This window comes from Gaetbulibacter sp. M240, from assembly GCF_043876815.1.
Lineage (GTDB): Bacteria > Bacteroidota > Bacteroidia > Flavobacteriales > Flavobacteriaceae > Gaetbulibacter_A.
In genome coordinates this window covers 677,918-698,185 of sequence record NZ_JBAWKA010000002.1, presented here as the reverse complement: position 1 = coordinate 698,185, position 20,268 = coordinate 677,918, and the positions used below count along the sequence as shown (strand labels likewise).

General features: G+C 37.0%; 16 protein-coding genes. 9 read left to right on the top strand and 7 right to left on the bottom strand.

All coding sequences use genetic code 11. The annotated features are described in order from the left end of the window. Positions 1–79 precede the first annotated feature (79 nt). The 3 genes from V8G61_RS08680 (at position 80) to V8G61_RS08670 (ending at position 2,462) form a co-directional block, all read left to right on the top strand. Positions 80–523: a type I restriction enzyme HsdR N-terminal domain-containing protein gene (locus V8G61_RS08680; protein WP_394875158.1), complete on the top strand. Its 444-nt coding sequence runs from the start codon at positions 80–82 to the stop codon at positions 521–523. Continuing rightward, a complete protein-coding gene (locus V8G61_RS08675) occupies positions 524–1,513 on the top strand; it encodes a glycosyltransferase family 2 protein (RefSeq protein WP_394875157.1) in 990 nt (329 codons plus the stop codon). 109 nt (positions 1,514–1,622) lie between these two features. Beyond that, positions 1,623–2,462: an OmpA family protein gene (locus V8G61_RS08670; protein ID WP_394875156.1), complete on the top strand. Its 840-nt coding sequence runs from the start codon at positions 1,623–1,625 to the stop codon at positions 2,460–2,462. A 56-nt stretch (positions 2,463–2,518) separates the two neighbouring features. Here the strand turns inward: V8G61_RS08670 and V8G61_RS08665 are convergent, their stop codons facing one another. Further along, entirely contained in the window at positions 2,519–3,139 is a 621-nt protein-coding gene (locus tag V8G61_RS08665) for an L-threonylcarbamoyladenylate synthase (protein WP_394875155.1), read from the bottom strand. A gap of 101 nt (positions 3,140–3,240) precedes the next feature. Then, a complete protein-coding gene (locus V8G61_RS08660; protein WP_394875154.1) occupies positions 3,241–5,571 on the bottom strand; it encodes an ATP-dependent helicase in 2,331 nt (776 codons plus the stop codon). Positions 5,572–5,711: 140 nt separating this feature from the next. Here V8G61_RS08660 and V8G61_RS08655 point away from each other — a divergent pair, with 140 nt between their 5' ends. From V8G61_RS08655 to V8G61_RS08645, 3 genes are read left to right on the top strand one after another with little or no spacing between them, the layout of a single operon-like run. Then, complete coding sequence (locus tag V8G61_RS08655; protein WP_394875153.1) at positions 5,712–6,983, top strand: amidohydrolase; 1,272 nt, start codon at positions 5,712–5,714, stop codon at positions 6,981–6,983. Position 6,984: 1 nt separating this feature from the next. Beyond that, positions 6,985–8,547 (top strand): FMN-binding glutamate synthase family protein, encoded by a 1,563-nt coding sequence (locus V8G61_RS08650; RefSeq protein WP_394875152.1) that lies wholly within the window; start codon positions 6,985–6,987, stop codon positions 8,545–8,547. Positions 8,548–8,565: 18 nt separating this feature from the next. Further along, positions 8,566–9,087 carry a hypothetical protein gene (locus V8G61_RS08645; protein WP_394875151.1) on the top strand — a complete coding sequence of 174 codons (522 nt, stop codon included), beginning with the start codon at positions 8,566–8,568 and terminating at the stop codon, positions 9,085–9,087. A gap of 3 nt (positions 9,088–9,090) precedes the next feature. Here the strand turns inward: V8G61_RS08645 and V8G61_RS08640 are convergent, their stop codons facing one another. Continuing rightward, a complete protein-coding gene (locus tag V8G61_RS08640; RefSeq protein ID WP_394875150.1) occupies positions 9,091–10,002 on the bottom strand; it encodes a patatin family protein in 912 nt (303 codons plus the stop codon). Continuing rightward, positions 9,999–11,957, bottom strand: a complete 1,959-nt coding sequence (locus V8G61_RS08635; RefSeq protein WP_394875149.1) for a M1 family metallopeptidase — start codon at positions 11,955–11,957, stop codon at positions 9,999–10,001. The genes V8G61_RS08640 and V8G61_RS08635 overlap by 4 nt, the downstream gene beginning before the upstream one ends. A 71-nt stretch (positions 11,958–12,028) precedes the next feature. Here V8G61_RS08635 and recG point away from each other — a divergent pair, with 71 nt between their 5' ends. The 3 genes from recG to V8G61_RS08620 all read left to right on the top strand — a co-directional run bounded on the left by recG (position 12,029) and on the right by V8G61_RS08620 (position 16,824). Continuing rightward, the gene (recG, locus tag V8G61_RS08630; RefSeq protein WP_394875148.1) at positions 12,029–14,131 is read left to right on the top strand and encodes an ATP-dependent DNA helicase RecG; all 2,103 of its coding nucleotides are present in this window, start codon (positions 12,029–12,031) and stop codon (positions 14,129–14,131) included. A gap of 96 nt (positions 14,132–14,227) precedes the next feature. Continuing rightward, a complete protein-coding gene (locus V8G61_RS08625) occupies positions 14,228–16,411 on the top strand; it encodes a DNA mismatch repair protein MutS (protein WP_394875147.1) in 2,184 nt (727 codons plus the stop codon). After that, positions 16,408–16,824 carry a thiol-disulfide oxidoreductase DCC family protein gene (locus V8G61_RS08620; RefSeq protein ID WP_394875146.1) on the top strand — a complete coding sequence of 139 codons (417 nt, stop codon included), beginning with the start codon at positions 16,408–16,410 and terminating at the stop codon, positions 16,822–16,824. Before V8G61_RS08625 ends, V8G61_RS08620 begins: the two co-directional genes overlap by 4 nt. On the opposite strand, the gene V8G61_RS08615 is transcribed toward V8G61_RS08620, so the two are convergent. The 3 genes from V8G61_RS08615 to aroC form a co-directional block, all read right to left on the bottom strand. Continuing rightward, positions 16,825–17,646, bottom strand: a complete 822-nt coding sequence (locus V8G61_RS08615; RefSeq protein ID WP_394875145.1) for a sulfurtransferase — start codon at positions 17,644–17,646, stop codon at positions 16,825–16,827. 6 nt (positions 17,647–17,652) lie between these two features. After that, positions 17,653–18,978, bottom strand: a complete 1,326-nt coding sequence (locus V8G61_RS08610; RefSeq protein ID WP_394875144.1) for a dicarboxylate/amino acid:cation symporter — start codon at positions 18,976–18,978, stop codon at positions 17,653–17,655. A gap of 84 nt (positions 18,979–19,062) precedes the next feature. After that, positions 19,063–20,124: a chorismate synthase gene (gene aroC, locus V8G61_RS08605; RefSeq protein WP_394875143.1), complete on the bottom strand. Its 1,062-nt coding sequence runs from the start codon at positions 20,122–20,124 to the stop codon at positions 19,063–19,065. Positions 20,125–20,268 lie beyond the last annotated feature (144 nt).

The window sequence follows — 20,268 nt, the reverse complement described above, 5'->3', positions numbered from 1 at the left end:
TTCAAGAACATAACATTTTTGAATTCCTATTTGCTTTTTTGTTGTAGTAAGTTACCTTTGAAAAAATCATTACGAATACATGCAAGAATTAGACTTTCCAAAGTTTTCATTTCGATTCAAAAATAGGGAAAATAAAGTATCTATTTTTGATCCTATTCGTAAAAAATTTGTGATTCTACAACCTGAGGAATGGGTACGGCAAAACTGCTTACAGTTTTTAATGGAAATTAAAGGATTTCCTAAATCACTTATCAATGTTGAGAAAGAACTTCTGATTAACGATTTAAAAAAACGTTATGATATTGTTGTGTTCAATCCCAATGGCAGCATACACCTTGTGGTAGAATGTAAAGCACCAAAAGTCCCGATTACACAAAACACCTTCGATCAAATAGCACGTTATAATTTAGCATTGAATGCACGGTATTTAATGATAACTAACGGTTTAAATCACTATTATTGTGCTATGGATTACCAACAAAGTCGTTATCACTTTTTAAAAGATATCCCCGAATACGCTTAAATGAAACTCGCTGTCGTCATATTAAATTGGAATGGAAAGGAGCTGTTAAAAACTTTTTTACCCTCTGTAGTCCAATTTTCTGGAGAAGCCGCGATTATTTTGATCGATAATGCTTCAAAAGATGATTCTGTGAATTTTGTAAAAAAAGAATTTCCTTCTGTTCAGATTATTCAGCATCAAAAAAATTATGGTTTTGCAACGGGTTATAACAAAGGGCTTAAATCTGTTAATGCCGATGTGGTTTGTTTATTGAATAGCGATGTTGAAGTTACCAAAAACTGGTTAAAGCCTATTGTGGCTTGTTTTAAATCGGAACACAATACAGTAATCGCTCAGCCAAAATTATTAGATTACAAAAACAAGGATTACTTTGAATATGCTGGTGCGGCGGGTGGTTTTATTGATAAGTTCGGTTACCCGTACTGCCGTGGACGAATTTTTAATACCATAGAAAAAGATGAAGGTCAATTCAATGATTTAGCTTCTATTTTTTGGGCCAGCGGTGCCGCTTTTTTCATTCGTACAAAAGTTTTTAAAGAGTTAGGTGGGTTTGATGATTCGTTCTTTGCCCACATGGAAGAGATTGATTTATGTTGGCGGGCAAATAACAAAGGGTATGAGATAAAATATATCGGGCAATCTACGGTATACCATCTCGGTGGAGCTACGTTGAAAAATACCGATGCTAGAAAAGTGTTCTTAAATTTTAGAAATAGCCTGTATACCCTTACTAAAAATGCCAAAGGGATTTTACTGTATATTGTACTTGTGCGCCTTATTTTAGATGGCCTGGCCGCAATGAAATTTATTTTAGATGGAAAACCCAAATTTATGCTTGCTATTTTAAAAGCCCATTTATCTTTTTACGGTCATTTCAAGACACTATATCATCAACGGAAATTAACATTAAACAAAAAAAATTATTACCAAATAAAATCCATTGTTATTCGTTATTTCGTAAATAAAAACAGATACTTTAAAAGTTTGTAAAAAATTAGCAAAAGTTTTGTTAATCGTTCGAGATTCAGCCGTTTTTTACCTATTTTTGAAGTGTTTATAAAATAAATATCGAATCTTAAAAAATCTCATTAACATAATTATGAAAAAAATACTCTTACTTGGAGCTTCTGCACTTTTTATTCTAAGCTCTTGTGTTTCTAAAAAGCAGTACACTGACCTAGAAGCAAAACAAAAAGAAACTCAAGACTTATTGAACTCAGCAACAGTAAAATTGAACTCATGTTTAGAAGAACGCGCTTCTGCTACGGCTAGAGCAGCTGCTTTGGAAGAACAAGTTGCTGATTTACGAAAAAGCAATGATAATTTACAAATACTCTCTGCAAAAGGCGCAAGCAATGTTGAGAAAACTTTAGAAAGCATAAAAGAAAAAGATCTTAAAATTACACGTTTACAAGATGCTTTAACCAAAAAGGATAGTGTAACACTTGCTTTAGTAACTAGCATTAAACGAGAGGTTGGAATCAATGATCCAGACATCGAAGTGAATGTTGAAAAAGGTGTTGTTTTTATCTCAATTGCCGATAATCTATTATTCAAAAGCGGTAGCTATACTGTAACTTCAAGAGCTAAAGAGGTTTTAGCGAAAGTAGCGAAAGTAGTGAATAGCAAACCGAATTTCGAATGTATGGTTGAAGGAAATACTGATAATGTTCCATACAACCAACCACCGTTATTAGATAACTGGGATTTAAGTGTGAAAAGATCAACCTCTATAATTCGTGTATTACAGGACTTAGGTGTAAATCCAGGTCAGTTAATTGCTGCAGGTCGTAGTTCTTATGTACCGTTAGTTGACAATGACACTCCTGAACACAGAGCAATGAACAGACGTACTAGAATTGTGATCTTACCTAAGATTGATCAATTCTATGAAATGATAGAACAAGAAATGAAAAATCTTGAAGCTGGTGGAAACTAAGCTTAAGGAATAAAACTTATAAAAAGCTCAGCATTTTTGCTGAGCTTTTTTTTTATTTATAATATTTCTAGACCACCCTTGCCTTCTCTGATAATAACAGGTGGCGTTTCAGAAAGATCTATAACGGTAGAGGCTTCATTACCTCCATAACCACCATCAACAACCAATTCAACTAAGTTATCCCATTTCTCTTGAATAAGTTCGGGGTCCGTGGTATATTCTAAAATTTCGTCTTCATCTCTGATCGAAGTAGAGATAATAGGATTTCCAAGACCTTTCACAATCTCTAGAGCAATATTATTATTTGGCACCCGAATACCAACAGTTTTACGTTTTTTGAAAGGATTTGGTAAATTATTAGAACCCGGAAGAATAAAGGTATATGGGCCTGGTAAAGCTCGCTTCAAAATTTTAAAAGTTTTGGTGTCGATCTGTTTTACATAATCGCTAAGATTACTTAAATCATGGCAAACAAAGGAAAAATTAGATTTTTCCAGTTTCACTTGTTTTATCAAGGCGACCCGTTCCAATGCTTTTACATTATTAATATCGCAGCCTAAACCATAAACGGTATCAGTAGGATAAATGATTAGTCCGCCGTTTTTTAAAACCTTCACAACCTTCGCGATGGCCTTAGGGTTAGGATTCTCTTCGTAAATTCTAATGATTTCAGCCATAATGACGAACTTTTAGAACGATAAGCGAAGCTCAAAGTTCATTAAACTTATTATTAAAAAGATAAATTGTTTTTAGAGTCTTGAATTAATGCTCTTTTAAATTAACTTAAAACTTCCAGCTTTGCAAAACGGAGCAGTAGTTTTTTAACACCACCATGTTGAAACTTAATTTCAGCCTTCATGTCTGCGCCAGCACCTTCAATCTTTAGAACTTCACCAGTTCCAAACCGAAGATGTTTTACCACATTTCCAACAACCAATTCATTATCAAAAAGATTCGTTTTTCCATTAGTCTTAGAAACAGGTTTTAGGTTTTTTGGGGCAGAAACCTGGAATTTTTCGGGTTCGTTTTTGGGTTTTCCCTTTTTGAAATTGACTTTTTTTGCCGGTTTAAAACGAATTTGGTTAGGCTCTACATCACCAAAAATATCGGCGCTAAGCATTGGGTTTATGCGGCGTTCTTCAATCGGAGTAACAATGTCCAAATATTGTTCGTCGATTTCCTCAATAAACCGACTTGGTTCGGAATCTATAAGTTTTCCCCAACGATACCGTGTTAAGGCGTAAGTTAAATAAGCTTGCTTTTCAGCCCGTGTTAGAGCTACATAAAACAAGCGCCGCTCTTCCTCCAGTTCACTGCGCGTATTCATACTCATGGCACTAGGAAATAAATCTTCTTCGAGACCAACGATATAAACGTAAGGAAATTCTAAACCTTTAGCTAAATGTATCGTCATTAAAGCAACATGATCACTATCTCCTTTATCACTATCCAGATCGGTAGCCAAGGCAACGTCTTCCAAAAATTCAGCTAAAGATCCCGTGGCATCGGCTACTTCCATTTGCCCTTCAACAAAATCCTTCATCCCGTTTAACAATTCTTCAATATTTTCCATCCGGGTTACACCCTCAGGAGTACCATCTTTATTGAATTCTTTAATTAATCCACTTGTTCGGGTAACGTGCTCAGCCAGTTCAAAAACATCAGCAGTTTGGTTCATCACCTGGTAACTTTCAATAAGCGTTACAAAATTTTCAAGTTTTGTTTTAGTTCCAGAATTGAGCTTTACCGTCGAGCTCGCGATATTTTTCATAATATCGAAAATGGTTTTATTCTCAGCATTTGCTGCCACGATAAGTTTATCAATTGTGGTTTGCCCAATACCCCGAGCCGGAAAATTAATAATACGTTTCAAAGCTTCTTCATCCGCAGGATTTACCACTAATCGTAGATAAGATAGGACATCCTTGATCTCTTTACGCTGATAAAATGATAATCCTCCATAGATACGATAAGGAATATCACGTTTCCGAAGCGCGTCCTCTATAGAACGTGACTGTGCATTAGTACGATATAAAATGGCAAAATCACTGTTCGCCAACTGATTATTCATTTTATTTTCGAAGATGCTATTAGCTACATAACGTCCTTCATCCGCATCGGTTAAAGAACGGTGTACTTGAATTTTTTGACCATCGTCGTTAGCGGTCCAAACTATTTTTTCAAGTTTGGTTTGATTTTTATCGATAATAGAATTACCCGCATTCACAATGTTTTTTGTGGATCGGTAATTCTGCTCTAAACGAAACACTTTAACATCATCATAATCTTTTTGAAAATTGAGAATATTATTAATATTTGCACCTCTGAAGGCATAAATACTTTGAGCATCATCACCTACCACACAAATGTTTTGAAATTTATCTGATAACGCGCGTACAATAAGATATTGTGAATGGTTCGTATCCTGATACTCATCTACTAAAATGTATTTAAAGCGGTTTTGGTACTTAGCTAATACTTCTGGAAACCGGGTTAAAAGTTCATTGGTTTTTAATAAAAGATCATCAAAATCCATAGCCCCGGCTTTAAAGCAACGATCTACATATTCCCTGTAAACATCACCCATTCTGGGCCTTCTAGCCATGGCGTCTGCTTCAATCAACTCCGGATTTTGAAAATAGGCTTTTACGGTAATGAGATTATTTTTATAGGATGAAATCCTGGATCGAATTTGTTTATACTTATAAACATCTTTGTCCAGATTCATTTCCTTAATTATGGAAGCGATGAGTCTATCAGAGTCCTGAGTATCATAGATTGTAAAATTACTAGGATACCCCAAACGATCAGATTCAATGCGTAGAATCTTCGCAAATACTGAGTGAAAGGTTCCCATCCATAAGTTCTTAGCCTCACTGGAACCTACAATATCAGCGATACGCCCTTTCATCTCACGAGCAGCCTTATTGGTAAAGGTTAATGATAAAATATTAAAAGCATCAACACCCTGGCTCATCAAATAAGCAATGCGGTAGGTGAGTACTCGGGTTTTACCAGAGCCCGCACCCGCAATAACAATCATAGGGCCATCTTTTTGTAAAGTAGCCTCTTTCTGAGCGTCGTTTAGTTGATTTAAATAAGTCTCCAATTCCAATTCTTTTTATGATGTGAAAATAACCATTGTTGAGCTTTTAAGTAAGCAGATTTATTAATAATTATAAACAATCCTGAGCTAGGGGTTGCTTTATTAATTTTTGAATATATTTAAAGAAAATTACTAAGCATAACATGAAAAAACTAGTTCTCATCTTTCTATTAGCAGGCTTTTATGCTGCACAAGCACAATCGGATTTAGAGCAACAATTTTTGGCCCTGGAGTCTGAGGTCATTGAATGGCGTCGCGACTTTCATGAACATCCGGAATTATCCAATCGAGAATTTAGAACTGCTGAAAAAATTGCCGAACACCTAAAATCGCTTGGTATAGAAGTTAAAATTGGGATTGCTCACACCGGTGTTGTGGGTCTTTTAAAGGGAGATCTGCCTGGAAAAGTTGTCGCGCTTCGTGCAGATATTGATGCATTACCTGTAACTGAGCGTAACAACCTACCCTTTAAAAGTAAGGTAGAAACAGAATTCCTCGGCACAAAAACTGGGGTTATGCATGCTTGCGGTCATGATGCACATACGGCCATTTTAATGGGAGTTGCCGAAATATTAGCCAATAATAAAGATAAAATAAAAGGCACGGTAAAATTTATTTTTCAACCTGCAGAAGAAGGTGCTCCTCCGGGAGAAGAAGGTGGTGCAGCTCTAATGATAAAAGAAGGCGTACTCGAAAACCCCAAAGTAGATGTTATTTTTGGATTGCATATTAAATCGACAGTCCCGGTAGGTACCCTGCGATATAAACCAGAAGGAATGATGGCCGCCGTTGAGCGGTTTGAAGTTCATGTTAAAGGGAAACAAGCGCATGGTTCAAGACCGTGGATGGGCGTTGATCCTATTTACATATCTGCAAAAATCATAGACGGATTTCAAAGTATTATTAGTCGGGAGGCTAATTTAACCGAAGAGGCGGCTGTAATAACAGTGGGTAAAATAACTAGTGGTGTGCGCTTCAATATTATACCTGAAAGTGCTGAAATGATTGGAACTGTGCGAACACTGAATCCGAAAATGAAAGAAATGATTGTTAATCGCATGCGAGAAATGTCTGAAACCATTGCTAAGGCTTATGGCGGTGAAGCCACTTTCAAGATACAAAATAATACGGCGATTACTTACAATGATCCTGACCTGGTAAATCAAATGTTGCCAAGCTTAAAAAAAGTGGTTGGGGATAATCAGGTTGAACTGATGAAAGCAACCACCGGTGGTGAAGATTTTTCATTCTTTCAGGAAAAAGTTCCTGGTTTTTATTTTCAGCTGGGTGGCATGACACCGGGAAATACAACACAATTTGCGCATCATACTCCAGATTTCAGAATTGATGAAGACGGCTTAATTTACGGCGTAAAAGCTTTAACTCAGCTCACTTTAGATTATTTAAATCAATGATATGGATGGCATTCTTAACTTTTTGTCCGAGTTGAGTTGGTGGGTCTGGGTTCTCATTTTCCTAATTTTATTAGCCATACGCGACATCTTTTTTCAGCGTGCCCACTCTATTACACATAATTTTCCTATAGTTGGTCATTTACGCTATTTACTGGAAAGTATTGGTCCGGAAATGCGACAGTATTTTGTGGCCAGTAACCGAGAGGAACTACCTTTTAACAGAATTGAACGGATCTGGATCTATGCTTCTGCCAAACGGGAAAATAATTACAGAGGTTTTGGGACTGATAGAGATATTTATGCTATTCAGCATGTATTTATAAACAATGAATTGTTTCCCTTTAAACTTCCGGAAAATCACCCCAACATAATAGATCCTGATTTTGTGCCCTGTGCTAAAGTTATGGGCGCTTTTAATAAAAGAAAAAAACCATATCGTCCGGGGTCAATTATTAATGTTTCAGCGATGAGTTTTGGTTCACTTTCCGCAAAAGCTATAGAATCCCTAAACAAAGGTGTTAAGCTGGCAGGTGGCTATCACAATACTGGCGAGGGCGGCCTGTCTCCTTATCACAAAAATGGTAGTGATATTATCTTTCATTTTGGTACTGGTTATTTTGGTGTCCGGAATGAAGATGGCTCATTTTCTATGGAAAAATTAAAGAGACTGGTTGCAGAAAACCAGTTTATCAAGGCTATTGAAATTAAATTATCCCAAGGTGCAAAACCTGGAAAAGGTGGTGTATTACCCGGATCAAAAATTTCAAAAGAAATTGCTGCAATACGTGGGGTGCCTGTTGGAAGAGATGTGCTTTCTCCAGCTTACCACACAGCTTTCAATACCATTCCGGAGTTATTGGAATTTATTGAGGCCGTCGCAGAAGAAACCGGATTACCTGTTGGTATAAAAGCAGCTATCGGTAAACTCGATCAGTGGGAAGTTCTGGCCAACGAGATGATAAGAACAAACAGAGGTCCCGATTTTATAACTGTTGATGGCGGTGAAGGTGGTACCGGTGCTGCCCCGCCTAGCTTTGCAGATCATGTTTCACTACCCTGGGTTTATGGGTTCAGTGCTTTGTATAAACTTTTTAAACGAAAAGGTCTTACTGATCGTATTGTTTTTGTTGGAAGTGGGAAATTAGGATTCCCGGCCAAAGCAGCTATGGCATTCGCCATGGGTGTAGATTGTATTAATGTAGCCCGAGAGGCTATGATGAGTATCGGTTGTATTCAGGCCATGATTTGTCATACCAATCGTTGTCCAAGCGGGGTAGCCACCCAAAACAAATGGTTACAGAATGGTATAGATCCTACATTGAAATCATTAAGATTGGCGCAATATTTTAAAACTTTTAGGAAAGAATTTTTAGAAATAACCCATGCTGCAGGCTATGAACATCCCTGCCAGTTTAAAATGCATGATATTGAAATTAACGTAGACGATCATAATCTTTCTAAAGAACTTGATCAAGCGTATAACTATGAAAAAACACCAGTACCTTTCGAAGGTATGCAAAAGCTAAAAGATTGTGTATATTTGGGAAGCACAAAAACCAAATAATCTCTTTACTAAACAACCATGGAAATAAGCAGAATATTAGACCTATTTATGTATGCGATCCCAGCCATTATCACGGGAATTATCGCTTATTATTTTTTCCGAGAGCACACTAAAAACGAAGATGGACGTAGAAGATTTTTGCTCAAAAAAGAATTACAAGTAAATGCAATGCCATTACGTTTGCAGGCGTATGAGCGTATGGCGCTTTTTTTAGAAAGAATCACACCTTCTAAATTACTTATTCGGGTATCACCGATATCGTCAAGTAAAGAAGACTATGAGGCACTTTTAATACACACGATTGAACAAGAATTTGAACACAATTTATCACAACAAATTTATGTTAGTGATAAATGCTGGAATATTGTTACAGCCTCAAAGAATGCTACCATACAGCTTATAAGAAAGGCCGGATTATCAGAAAAGGCAGATTCAGCCAATAAACTTAGAGAAATCGTTTTAACCGAAATGATGGAACGTTTAGCTCCTAGTGATGCAGGATTATCGTTTATTAAAGAAGAAGTCTCTGAAATGTGGTAAAATTTAAACGATTCGAAGCTCGTTAGACTTGCCCTGCTCACTTTTTCCTTTGGCATAGTCGTAGCCTTGCTGCCACCACGAAGTCATTAGCTTTTTATTAAAAATCAAGGAATTCTCTGTTAATTTTGATGGTGTATAATAGAGATTGAGTTCTACATCCTTGTTTTTAGCTGCCAACTTCCCAATGGTCACATCATTTCGTTCCACCTGATCCAGTAAATGGCCAAATAAATTGATCATTAAGGAAAACGGATTCTTCCCTAATACCTTATTATATTCCATAGATTCAGACTCTAAAACAATAGCATCGACCTGAGTAGCACCTCGTAAAATAGCTTCGCGAATAGGAACAACACAACCCAGTCCGCCGTCGGCGTATTCATAGCCATCACGCGTGGCTAAAGACATAAAGGGTATGTAATTACAGGATATCCAGATCCAATCGCAAAATTCTTCATAAGTAAAATCATTAATAGATTTATATTCAACCCTATTCTTCGATAAATTAGAAACCGTCACCACAACATCTTCTACATTATTTCGAATATAATTATACTCGGCTCGTGTAAAGTTTAGTCGAATATTACGTTGTAATGCCTTACTCTCACCAAACGTACGTTTCCGTTTTATAAATTGAACCAAGGTATTAAAAAAGTTAACCGATACATATTCACGATTTCCCTTTTTTCTAATCCTAAAGGGGTTAATACTGAATATTTTATTTTGATTTACATTCGTAAATACATCATAGATTTTATCAATTTTTCCAGCGGCTAAGTGTGGAACCAACAAGCTCCCTGTAGAGGTTCCTAAAAACATATCGTAATCTTTGCCTTCCTCCTCGATCAAATATTGGGCGACACCTCCGGCATAAGCGCCTTTACTGCCGCCTCCTGAAATTACTAATGCTTTCATTGATCCATTGTTTTTAATAATTGGTTGGCAAATTTAGAAAATTGCCAGTTATGATGATGCCTTGCTTGTTCTAAATTTTCACGGCATTCCATATTACAAGCCCCAATTTGGTATAGGTATTGCGTAGCGCTTTGTCGAATTTCAAAACCATATTTTGGACTGGTATAATCTAAAAGTTCCTGATAATAATTAGGCTTTTCATTTGAATTATAATCATCGGTAATCAATGCTAAAGTTAACCACAACAAACGAATATTTTTCGTTTTCAGACCATCCAAGTCTTTGGTTTGGTCGAGATATTTAAAGCGATCCTTAGGAAAATTCCGCCATAAGTTAAATAAAGCGGCCTCTATAGTTTTATACGATTGATCGTTTAAAAGGCTTTCGTATGGAGTCTTAAGATTCGCCGGTATTTCCGTAACCTGTTGGGCTATAGCCTGACGCACTTGTAATGAATTTTTAAAATCTTCTTTAGAAATATTGTTTTTAAGTTGGGTAACAATATTGATCTTAGATTCATCGGAAATTCCGGAAGCCAAATAATCTTTACATCTTGAATTAACAACCTCGCAATCGGCCATAAGGTATTCATGGATGTAAGCGGACTTTTTCAAACTTTCAATAGCTGTATCATAATCAAATGAAGTTGCTGTTATCCACTTGTTTTTAAACGCCTTAAGATCTACATCACCAAAATCTTCTACGATACTTAAGAAATCTTCAGTTCTTACGTTTTTAAATTGATGAACATTAAGGTATTCTTTTATAGATTTTCTAAATACAGAATCACCTACTTTTTCCCGAAGTACATGCAATACCCAGGCACCGTGTTTGTAAAAGGTATCACTACTTGATTTGGGATTCAAAAGTGAGGTGCCACCGCCACTTTTATCCTGTTTAAATAATGTTTGTGCGTATTCATAAAGACGCCAATAATAATAATTCTCACCAAAAAGATTCCGTTCGGCCAGTAAGGCATAATAAGTCGCAAACCCTTCCTGTAGCCAATGATGGGTTCCGGAAGTTTCCGTTACTAAATCACCAAACCAATGATGCGCCAATTCATGGGCTCCTACATTCACGAAATTATTATCGTTGTATCCAATGGAATCTACTACAAAACTATCTGAAAAAATAGTGAGACTCGTGTTTTCCATCCCGGCGTATAAAAAATCCTTTACCGGAACCACTTTATAATTTTGCCAAGGATACGAGACACCAATTTCTTCTTCAAAAAAGTCGAAAATCTCCTTAGTATAGCGGTAAGTTGGTTCAAATTTTAAAGAGTCTTCAGGATAGTAATACATCTCGATGGGTACACCAGAACGCGAATTTTTTACTTTTTTTGTATAGTTACCAATGGCCAAAGCAACCAGATAGCTAGACATGGGCTGTTCCATACTATAATGCCAGATACTTGTAGAATCATTGCATGTTTTACCTTTCAACTTTCCGTTAGCTAAAACTTGATAGTTCTTATTGAAGGCGATTGACAGATCGAATATAATTTTATCATTCATATCGTCCAAAGACGGTAACCAGTTACTCGTGTATTTTCCCTGCCCCTGCGTCCAGATCTGTTTATTACCATCCGGATAATCCCAATCAATAAAATATAAGGCCTTTGTAGGCTTTGTACGCCATTTTATAGTCACACTATGATTGGTATTTGGCTTAAAAGCGTGTTTGATTATAAGTTGTTTACCATTGTATAGACTATCTGTTATTTCATCATCTAGGTGATAGGACAAAGTTTCAAAGTTCTTGGCATCCAAATAAACGGAATCTACAGCTTTCAGAACATGGAAATAATAGGTTACGCTTCCAGAAACCTTTCTATAAATAGTATCAAAAGTTATTTCCGCTTTGGCCGAAATAAAATCAACATCATCAGTTTGTTGGCTGTAACTAAGAACCGCAGAAAAACAAAAAAGTAGACTCAGTAATTTATTCATATGAACAGGTCTGCAAGGATTAGACCAAATTAGCACTTTTAATCTTAAATGAAATACCCTAAATTCGCTTTATGTCTGTAAATCTTCAAACACCCATTGATTACCTGAAAGGTGTCGGCCCAAATCGTGCCGACTTACTTCGCAAGGAGCTTGGTATCCATACCTATCAGGATCTGATCAACTTATTTCCGAACAGATATATAGATCGAACACAATACTACAAAATAAATCAATTACCTCGAAATAATGCCGATGTACAGGTGGTGGGAGTTATTACCGGTTTTAAAGAGGTCGCTCAAAAACGAGGTAAACGCTTAGTTGCAACATTTCAGGATGACACCGGGGTTATGGAATTGGTTTGGTTTCGTGGCCAAAAATGGATCAGAGAACGATTAAAATTACAAACTCCATATGTGATTTTTGGAAAGACCAATTGGTTCAATAACCGATTTAGTATGCCGCACCCCGACATGGAACTCTTATCAGAACATAAAAAAAATTTACGTTCTGCCATGCAGGCTATTTACCCTTCTACAGAAAAGTTATCGAATAGAGGCATTTCAAACCGGGTTATGAGTACCATGATGCAACAATTATTTCTAGAAACCAAGGGCGAATTCTCCGAAACCTTGTCAGATAATTTACGATCCGAATTAAAACTGGTCAGTAAAAAAGATGCGCTATTTAATGTTCATTTTCCGAAAAGCCCGGAACTCCTTTCTAAAGCTCAATTCCGATTAAAATTCGAAGAATTGTTTTATATCCAATTGCAACTCATCATCAAAAATAGGGTCCATAAATCAAAAATCAAGGGCTTTGTTTTTGAAACGGTAGGTGAATATTTTAACACCTTTTATAAAGACCATTTACCCTTCGAATTAACCGGAGCACAGAAACGTGTTCTTAAAGAAATCCGAGCCGATATGGGGAGTCATGCCCAAATGAATCGCCTATTGCAGGGTGATGTTGGTTCTGGAAAGACCATTGTAGCCTTCATGTCAATGCTCATAGCACTTGACAACGGTTTTCAGGCCTGCTTAATGGCTCCGACTGAAATTTTGTCAGTCCAGCACTATAATGGATTACTTGAACTATGTAAACCATTGAATATCAGTATTTCATTATTAACTGGTTCAACTAAAACTTCAGAACGAAATATAATTCATGAAAATCTTGAAAATGGCGACTTAAACATCCTTATTGGCACACATGCATTACTTGAAGATAAAGTGAAATTTAAAAATTTGGGACTTGCAATCATCGACGAGCAGCACCGGTTTGGAGTGGCTCAACGTAGTAAATTATGGCGAAAAAATGACTCACCTCCCCACATTTTGATCATGACGGCCACCCCTATTCCAAGAACCTTGGCCATGTCGGTTTATGGCGATCTGGATATTTCAATTATTGACGAATTGCCCCCGGGAAGAAAGTCCGTAAAAACTGTTCATCGATATGATAATAATCGGCTTCAGGTTTTTAAATTTATTCGCGATGAAATTAAAAAAGGACGCCAGATCTACATCGTGTACCCATTGATTCAAGAAAGTGAGAAAATGGATTATAAAGACCTTATGGATGGCTATGAAAGCATTGAACGTGATTTTCCAAAACCGGAATATCAAATATCCATTGTTCATGGTAAAATGAAACCTGCCGATAAGGATTATGAGATGCAACGCTTTATAAAAGGTGAAACAAATATTATGGTGGCCACTACAGTCATAGAGGTTGGCGTGAATATTCCAAACGCCTCCGTTATGATTATTGAAAGTGCTGAGCGTTTTGGCTTGTCACAATTGCATCAGCTTCGAGGACGTGTGGGTCGTGGTGCCGAACAAAGTTATTGTATCTTAATGACCAGCCACAAACTGAGTACCGACAGTAAAACCCGTATGGAAACCATGGTAGCAACTAATGATGGGTTCGAGATCGCTGAAGTGGATTTGCGCCTAAGAGGGCCAGGTGACATCATGGGAACGCAGCAAAGTGGGGTATTAAACCTTAAAATAGCAGACATTATTAAGGACAACGACATTTTGAAAAGTGCACGTTTCTATGCCAAGAAAATCATTAATCAGGATCCTTCATTCACACAACCTGAACATCAGTTGATTTTAAAGACCTATAAACAACTTACTAAGTTTAAAAATATTTGGAATTATATTAGTTAATCAGTCTCCAATTCTGGAATTTACTCAAACTAAAAATACACCTATACAAATCCCGAATAGAAGGAATACTTTCTTTAAATTTGCACGGCAAAATCTATGAAAGAACGACGCATACATATTAATGAAAAAACACTCCAAGATCTGGAGTTTCCAAGGGTTTTAGACCAAATAAGCGAGCTTTGTATCACACCCTTAGGACGGGAAGAAATATTAGAAATAAGGCCCTTCTCAAATGAGATGGATTTAAAGACCAGCTTAACACTTACCAATGAATATCTATCTTCATTCTATAATGATAACCGCATTCCAAATCATGGTTTTGAAGCTATAAACAAGGAATTACAATTACTTAAAATTGAAAACACCTTTTTAGAAGTGCACAGTTTAAAAAAACTGGTAAGCCTATCATTAACCGTTAATGATATTCTGAAGTTTCTAAAAAAGTTTGAAGAATACTACCCTAACCTTTACCAATATGCCTCTGACATTGAAATCACACAAGTTATTATTGAAAAGGTTGATAGTATTGTAGATCGTTTTGGCGATATAAAAGATCAGGCATCTGATGAGTTGTTTCGCTTACGACAAGCCATTAATAAAGTCAAAGGCAAGATCAATCAAAGTTTTGCGACGGCGCTCAATACCTACCATAATCTGGAATATCTGGATGATATTCGAGAAACTGTTGTAGATAACCGACGTGTTTTGGCTGTAAAGGCCATGTATCGAAGAAAAGTAAAAGGCAGTGTGATGGGCGGCAGTAAAACCGGTAGTATTGTTTATATTGAACCGGAAACCACGCTACAATACTCTAGGGAACTGAATAATTTGGAATACGAGGAACGTGAGGAAGTGATTCGTATTTTAAAGGAGGTCACCAACTATATTCGGCCCTTTTTACCCCTTTTAAAGCGTTATCAGGAATTTTTAATTCGGATCGATGTTATTTCGGCGAAAGCCAAATATGCGAAATCTTTAAATGCTATTTTACCTGAGTTCACCGAAGACAAAAGTCTGTTTTTAAGAGATGCTTACCATCCTTTATTATATCTGACCAATCTAGAAAAGAACGAAGAAACCTATCCACAAACGATAGCTTTAAAAAAAGACAGCCGCATTATTGTGATCTCAGGTCCTAATGCCGGTGGAAAGAGTATTACGCTTAAAACCATTGGTCTGCTTCAAGTAATGTTACAAAGCGGTATTTTAATTCCGGTACATGAGCGTAGTAAAGTATGTTTGTTCGATCGGATCCTAAGTGATATTGGAGACAACCAATCAATAGAGAACCATTTAAGCACCTATAGTTATCGCTTGAAGCAAATGCGTTATTTCTTAAGTAAATGCAATAAAAATACTTTATTTCTTATCGACGAATTTGGTACCGGTAGTGATCCGGAGTTGGGTGGTGCTTTAGCGGAAACCTTTCTTGAGGAATTCTATCACCGCGAGGCCTATGGTATAATTACCACGCATTATTCTAATTTAAAGATACTCGCCACCGAATTACCGCATATGTTAAATGCAAACATGCTTTTTAATGAAAAAACCCTGGAACCCATGTTTAAATTGGTTGTGGGTCAGGCTGGAAGTAGTTTTACATTTGAAGTAGCTCAAAAAAATGGTATTCCTTTTAGTTTAATTAATCGTGCCAAGAAAAAAATTGAACGAAGTAAAGTGCGTTTTGATGCTACAATTGCTAAGCTGCAAAAAGAGCGTTCTAAATTAGAGCGAACAGGACAATCTTTAAAAGCGAATGAGAAGAAAACCTCTGAAGAAGCTGATAAATTAGAAGAAATAAATGCGCGAATACAGAAGAAACTGGAAAGTTACCAGGAATTATACGACAGTAATCAGCGTTTAATCTATTTAGGCCAGAAAGTAAATGACCTTGCTGAAAACTATTTTGAGAATAAGCGGAAGCGTGAATTGATGAACGAATTATTCAAACTCGTTCAGATCGAAAACTCAAAACGCAAAAAAGTTTCAGCAAAGATAAAGAAGGCTCAGAAAGCTAAAGAAGAGCAGGTTAAAAAAGAAGCCGAAAAGAAGGTTGAAGTTATTCGAAAAAAGAAAAAAATAGAAAAGCAAAAAGCGAAGGCCGTTCCTGAAAAACCAAAACCTATCCTTAAAGTTGGAGATCGCGTGAGACTTGAGGACGGCCGTGCGGTTGGAAGCATTGATAAGATCGAAAAAAACAAAGCGATTGTGAATTATGGTATGTTTACCACCACTGTGAGTTTAGAACAATTAGAACTGGTTGAAGCCGTTAAAAAATGAAAAACATCCCGGAACATAAAAAATTAATTCTTTTTGACGGGTTTTGCAACCTTTGTAATCGCAGTATACAATACGTTATCAAATATGATAAAAAAGATCAATTCCTGTTTACTGCCTTGCAAAGTGAGACTGGAAAATATCTTATTGATAAATTTAATATAGATACCACCAAGACCGATTCCGTAATACTTTATAACCCTAAGAGAGGTATTGACACAAAAAGTACAGCAGCCTTAAAAATTGCCTATCAATTAGGTTTTCTACACCGTATTTGGTGTGTATTTTTCATCATACCCCCTTTTATTCGAAATTTGATCTATGATTTTATTGCTAAAAATCGCTATAAATGGTTTGGCAAAAAGGATGCGTGCATGATACCTACTCCCGAACTTAAAGTGAAGTTTTTAGAGTAGTCACGCTTTAACCAAACTTCCCCACTCGGTCCAGGAGCCGTCGTAAACGGCTATATTATTATAATCGGCTACCGTTGCACCCAAAGCAAGTACACAGGCTGTGATTCCCGAACCACATGAAAAAATTATAGGATCATTTTTATCTGCTACCTTTTTAAAGGCTTTTTCTAATTCAGTTTTCGGTTTTAAACAACCGTCTTCCAATAAATCATTGAAAGGCAAATTAACAGAGTTGGGTATAGTACCCTGACGCAAACCTACTCGGGGCTCGGGAACTTTACCCTCAAAACGGTCGGCAGATCTCGCATCTATTGTGGTATGGGTGTTATTTTGTACCGCAATTTTTACATCGTTAAAGAAATCCATCATTTCTGGATGAAGCCTGGCTTTAAAATTACCTTCCTTACCTGAATAAGAGAGCACTTTTTCTGCGGGGTACTCCCCTTTTTCCCATGCTGGAAAGCCTCCACTTAAAACAGCAACATTATCATGACCAAAAGCCTTGAACATCCACCAAACACGTGCACTGGAATAAATTCCTTTATCATCATAAACCACTATGGCTGTATCAGAGTTTATACCTAAAGCTTGAGCCTCTTTTTCAAATTGCTCCATTGATGGGAAGGCATTTGGAAACGGATCATTTATATTACTGAACTTATTTTGTAAATCGAAAAAACGTGCCTTTGGAATTTGCGATGAATTGTCATCCGGAGTTTTTCCAACGGTACCATCTAAAACAACTAAATTTTCGGCGTCTAAATGATTATGCAGCCAGCTTACAGAAACAACAGGAGTTGTTAATTTCAATGATGTACTCATGATTAACTATTTTACCTCATCATAATGATCATTCCATTCTTTTGGTTTCGGGTCATGAATTTTCCCCAAAGATTTTGCCACTATAAGTGCCACTGTAGCATCGCCTGTAACATTTACAACTGTTCTACACATATCCAAAGGCCTGTCTACAGCAAAAATAAGTGCTAACCCGATAGGTAACAATTCCTCAGGAAAACCAATCGACTCCAAAACAATTACCAACATAACCATACCGGCACTAGGTACCGCAGCACTTCCAATTGAAGCTAGCAAGGCGGTTAAAACAATAACCAACTGATTCGTAAAGGTTAATCCTTCGGGCCAAATAACCTGCATGATAAAAACGGCCGCAATGCCCTGGTATAAACTTGTACCATCCATATTAACAGTGGCACCTACAGGAAGCACAAAACCTGAAACTTCTTTATCCACTCCTAAATGTTCTTCAACGCGCTCCATGGTAACGGGTAAGGTTGCTGCGCTGCTACTGGTTGAAAAAGCGAGAAGTTGTGCCGGACTTATTTGTTGTAAAAACCACATTGGCGATTTTTTCACATAAACACCAACGAGTAAAAGGTAGAAACAGATCATCAATATAAGTCCGCCTAATACACAAATCGAGTATAGTAATAATTTGATAAGAATATCAGGATCGTCAAAGGCCACAATAACATTGGCTAAAAGCGCAAAAACAGCATAGGGGGCGAAAAGCATAATTAAATCGACCATTTTCATGACGACATCATTAAGCGAATCAAAAAAATCAATCAAGGGTTTGGCTTTCTTTTCACCAATTAAGAGCAAACATATACCCACAAAAAGGGCAAAGAAAATCACCTGCAACATTGATGCATTTGCGAACGATTCGAATATATTGCTTGGAAAAATATCTACTAGTGATTGTAAAGGACCGGCATCTTTTTGAGCCGAAGCTTTTACTAATTTATCAGTTACACCGGCATCGTTTTGATAACGTTCCTCAATTTTTTGAAGTGTATCTGCTGGCATTCCTTTACCGGGTTTAACCGTATTAACGATGGTTAGACCAATAATAATAGCCACAAGGGTAGTACCGATATAAATACCAATAGTCCGAAGTCCCATCGATTTAATCTTGGAAATATCTTTTAGATCTGAGATTCCTTTGATCAATGACGCTAGAATTAAAGGAACAGCGATCAATTTTAAAAGGTTAATAAAAATGGTTCCAAATGGTGCTATCCAATCTCCAACAAAGCCTCGTCCTCCGTCAACAGAGGTCATTATAAACCCGAAAATAATTCCGAGAACCATTCCAATAATAATCTTCCAATGTAGTGCTAATTTCTTCATATGCTATTAAAGTCAGTTTTCTTGTTCATCAAAAGCAACAAGGTACGTATTTCAATATGATTTGTAAATTGTGTAAACCTTAGCTTAGGAGTACAGTTTATTTAAAAGGTGAAAATCTGCCATTACAAGGGCTGCCATAGCCTCCACAATAGGAACGGCTCGAGGAACCACACAAGGATCGTGACGACCTTTTCCGTGCATTGTTACCACCTTTCCTTCTTTATCAATAGTCTCGTATTCCTGAATTAAAGTTGCTACGGGCTTGAAGGCGACATTAAAATAAATATCCATACCATTACTGATCCCACCTTGAATACCTCCTGAATAATTAGTTTTGGTACTTCCATCGGAATTAAATGCATCGTTATGGTCGCTACCATACATCGTACTTCCGTGAAAACCACTACCATATTCAAAACCCTTTACAGCATTTATGGACAACATAGCTTTCCCTAATTCGGCGTGAAGTTTATCAAATACGGGCTCACCCAAACCGGCAGGAACATTTTGAATAACACAGCTCACAACACCACCAACTGTATCGCCTTTACCTCGAACCTCTTTAATGTAATCTTCCATTTGTTTCGCCATTTCAGCATCGGGGCATCGCACGATATTCGATTCTACTTGTGATAAATCGATTTCCTGATAATTTTTATCTAAACCTAAAGTTCCCACGCGTGACACATAAGCCGTTATTTTTACATCCTGAATCACCTGTTTAGCAATTGCTCCGGCCACAACACGGCAAGCTGTTTCCCGGGCCGAACTTCGACCGCCACCACGATAATCTCGAAGACCATATTTTTGATCATAAGTATAATCGGCATGACTAGGGCGATAGGTATCTTTAATATGCGTATAATCCTTTGACTTCTGATTCGTGTTCTTGATCACGAATCCAATAGGCGTTCCTGTTGTAACACCTTCAAAAATGCCTGAATGAAACTCAACCGAATCAGGTTCCTTCCGTTGTGTTACGATCTTAGATTGCCCTGGTTTTCTTCGGTTTAATTCATCTTGAATGGCTTCCAAATTTAAGTTTATTCCCGGCGGACATCCGTCTATGACACCACCCAAGGCCGGGCCGTGTGATTCACCGTAGGTTGTAAGATTGAAAAGTTTGCCAAAGGAATTTCCTGCCATACTAATATTTTTTGCTAAAATAAAGCTTTTTTCTAATTCCGCCCTCTAAATAAGCGGTATTACATAGTTTCTTTGCATACAGATATTTAATATAAAATTAGTTTTTAATAACTTGCATAGCTTTTAGATATTTGCATAACAATA